This is a genomic window from Bacillota bacterium, assembly GCA_013178125.1.
GTDB lineage: Bacteria > Bacillota > SHA-98 > Ch115 > JABLXJ01 > JABLXL01.
Genome location: JABLXJ010000050.1, coordinates 1 through 3,500, shown reverse-complemented (window position 1 = coordinate 3,500; position 3,500 = coordinate 1). Strand labels below are relative to the sequence as shown.

Here is a 3,500-nt window from a genome sequence, read left to right as displayed (position 1 = left end):
ATGGAGGCAGCTTACACTGAGTCTCGTCCCAGGCAAGGACAGAATCCAGAGTCTTACTGATCCCAAGGGCATCGAACAATGCCGAGATAAGAGGAGCGGGCCCAGCGTGAAATATCTTCAAGGATGGAACCATAGGAAACACCCCCGCCTCCATTGTACATAAAAGCAGGGGAAAGTACAAGTAAATATATACCAGATAACCCTATAAATGTATAATTGTTACTAAAAATCTCACCTTCACATGTGACCTCAAAAAATGTCACCGCATATCCCTTAGGGGTGCGAAATGTAGGTTATATGCCATTTAGCTGGCCTTTTGCCCATACTTAACAAAGTAGTACTAGAAGTCCCTAGTTTTTGTACTTTCACAGTACTTCCGGTTAATAAAGGAGGGATATCGAACATTATGGAGTATATATAAAACATTAGTAAACATATTTAATGTTCTCATCAAACGGATAGGCTGGGAGGCGCAAACGTTGATGATTCAGATAAGATGGCCGGTTCCGCGAGGGAAGATATCTACAAATTTACGATCGATTTCGCCAAAAGGCACTATAGGCGTCACAAAGGTGACAAATTCAGGTTGATTTTAGGCCCTCCCGTGTGAACTCTGCCATACTCAGCCTCAGATTTTGTATCACTATGCGTCAGGTAAAATTTTTTAATCTATCAAAGAAGGAATATCGAACATTATGGAGTATATATAAAACATTAGTAAACATACTTTATGTCCTTATCGAACAGGTAAACCAGGAGGCATGAAATGTCAGCAATTCAGACCGACGGCCGGATTCGCGAAGAGAGACATCTGCAAATCTGCGATCTACTTCGCCAAAAAGGTGCTATAGGTGTTACAGAAATGGCGAAGCTGTTCAAGGTTTCAGAAATGACAATCCGGAGGGACTTGACCGAACTTGAACAGCTAGGGAAACTTCATAGAACTCACGGGGGTGCCGTGGCCGCAAGGACCGATGATTATGAGCCGCCATATATTATTCGAGCTTCGGAAAACGTGCATGAAAAGCGTATTATAGGCCGAGCGGCAGCCGATCTGGTTTCGGATGGCGATGTTATCATTTTAGATGTTGGTACGACTCCATTACAGGTCGCGAAACATCTCGCAAGCGGTAAGAGAGTTACGGTATTGACGAACTGGATACCTAATGTCCTAGTGCTTTCAAAGAAACAGGGGGTCGACACTATTCTGATGGGAGGTGCGGTAAGGCCTGAAGAGCTTTCTCTCGTAGGGGGCATGACAGAGGAATTCTTTCAACGCTTTAATGCAAACAAACTCTTCTTAGGGGTTGGTGGGGTGTCTCTTGAAAAAGGATTGACTGACTACAGGATGGATGAGGTTGAAGCTAAGAAAACCATGCTTAAGGTTACACAAAAGGCGATTCTGGTTGCCGATCATACCAAGTTTGAGAGGGTTGCTCCCATCAAGATAGCACCAATTTCTGTTATTCATACGGTTGTTACTGATTCAGGTATTAGTGAGGATATGCGGGAAAACCTTCTTAGGTTAGGGATTGAAGTTCTCGTAGCACAGTAAGAGTCTAGAGGTATCCTGAGGATTATGTTTAAGGGTCCATAAGAGTGATAAGACAAGAGCTTTTAGAGCGGCCTTAAAATTTAATAAAAATCCAACCTGATTGGCAGAGATCAACAGTTTCATGGACTAGGACTTATAGCAGAAAGCCTTCTTTTGATAGGGATTTTTCTAAATGGGGAGTCTTTGCAAGGAGGACGGCGGGTATGCTAGATAATAATTTATTTGACTTGAGAGGGGAAGTAGCTATTGTTACTGGAGCCTGTGGTGGTTTGGGCCGGTCTATAGTTAAGGGCTTGGCAGGCGTAGGCGCTGCGGTTATCGCGGCTGACTATGGGGGGCATCTTCAGCCGGTAGAGGGTGCAACTAAACTCTACAATTTTGATGTGACAAATCCGGATGATATTTCAGCGTTTTTACAAAACATACTATCTGACTATGCACAGATTGATATTCTTGTTAACGCTGCGGGGATTGCTATTGGCGCATCAGCTGAAGAGATGAGTCTCGGTGCTTGGCAAAAGGTTTTAGATGTTAATACGACGGGAGTTTTCCTTTGCTCTCAGATTATTGGTCGGAAGATGATTGAACGTCGCAAAGGTAAAATTATAAATATGGCGTCGAGGTGCGGCTATATTGGCTATCCTGGGTTCATTAGCTATAACGTTAGCAAAGCAGGAGTTATCTCAATTACCAAGACTTTAGCAGTAGAATGGGCAAAGTACAATGTAAATGTTAATGCCATAGCTCCAGGCTTCTTCAGGACATCAATGACAGAATATGTTTGGGCAAATGAGGAACGACTCAAAAGTATAGTTGATCGGACGCCAATGGGTCGAATTGCCGAGCCGGAAGAGATCATAGGAACAATTATATTTTTATCTTCCAAAGCTTCAGATTTCATTACAGGTGTGACGATCCCTGTAGATGGTGGCATGCTGGTCTTCTGATGGAACCCGAGAGAGGTAGGGGAATCAGATTTATGCATCCAAATGATTTCTTTGACCTCGCTGGTTTTGCCCATACGGGAATTTTCGCTGGGGTTCAGTATGTATGGGAAGCCATGAATAGACTAGATAAGTACGTGTGTAATGTAGTTCATACATCCATAAATGGTAAGTTAATGCCAGGTGCAATTGTAAGTGGGGAGGTAATGATAGGTGACGGTACCATAGTAGAACCCGGTGCGGTAATTATTGGACCCACCCTGATAGGCAGAAATTGCATCGTTCGACAAGGTGCATACTTAAGAGGAAATATAATTGTTGGCAATAACTGTATCATCGGCCATGCTAGCGAAGTTAAGAGTTCCATCCTATTTGATGAAGTAGAGATCCCACATTTTGCTTATGTTGGTAATAGTCTATTGGGTAAAGGAGTGCTTCTTGGCGCGGGTGTCAGGTGCTCCAACCGCACTTTATTAGGAGGGACAATTAAAATTAAGGTTGGTAAGAGTCTATATGATACCGGTTTGACAAGATTTGGAGCGGTGGTGGGAGATCATGTTGCTATCGGTAGTAACTGTGTCCTAAACCCTGGTACTCTCATCGGTAAGGGAACTCTTGTTTACCCTAATGCATCGTTGAGGGGCTATTATCCCGAAAACCATATAGTTAAAATCATCCAGACACAAGAGGTCTGCCGTAGAGTGTGATCTTTCTATATCTAGACTTTTTGCATGGGGGAGTCCAATCTGGAAAGGGCGATCCTATGTTATAGATAGCAAGTTTTGAAAAGGTGAATAGTTAAACAAACGGGTCCGATACAGAATTCCCTCTTAGTTAGTGAGGAATCGTAACCTGTAGATAGACTTACGGTGCGATGTCAATAGGTAAATTAAAGAAAATTTCTCTATCCCGTGGTAACTTGGATAATAGGATGCCCGGCTGACTTTACGAGCTTTTTTCAAAGATCACAAGTCAGCAGTTCTTGAACCTTGACATTTTAG

The 3,500-nt window shown here is 43.0% G+C and carries 3 protein-coding genes; all 3 read left to right on the top strand.

Annotation, left to right across the window (positions count from 1 at the left end):
- Nucleotides 1-766 precede the first annotated feature (766 nt).
- Nucleotides 767-1,555, top strand: a complete 789-nt coding sequence (locus HPY71_15640) for a DeoR/GlpR transcriptional regulator (GenBank protein NPV54920.1) — start codon at nucleotides 767-769, stop codon at nucleotides 1,553-1,555.
- 203 nt (nucleotides 1,556-1,758) lie between these two features.
- Nucleotides 1,759-2,502, top strand: coding sequence for an SDR family oxidoreductase (locus HPY71_15635; GenBank protein ID NPV54919.1), 744 nt, complete (start codon nucleotides 1,759-1,761; stop codon nucleotides 2,500-2,502).
- Nucleotides 2,503-2,534: 32 nt separating this feature from the next.
- On the top strand, nucleotides 2,535-3,206 hold the full coding sequence (locus tag HPY71_15630) for a glucose-1-phosphate thymidylyltransferase (GenBank protein ID NPV54918.1): 672 nt from the start codon (nucleotides 2,535-2,537) through the stop codon (nucleotides 3,204-3,206).
- The last annotated feature ends 294 nt before the right edge of the window (nucleotides 3,207-3,500 follow it).

Coding starts and splice junctions, on each gene's coding strand:
- HPY71_15640 (NPV54920.1), top strand. CDS start 767: ATGTCAGCAATTCAGACCGACGGCCGGATTCGCGAAGAGAGACATCTG.
- HPY71_15635 (NPV54919.1), top strand. CDS start 1,759: ATGCTAGATAATAATTTATTTGACTTGAGAGGGGAAGTAGCTATTGTT.
- HPY71_15630 (NPV54918.1), top strand. CDS start 2,535: ATGCATCCAAATGATTTCTTTGACCTCGCTGGTTTTGCCCATACGGGA.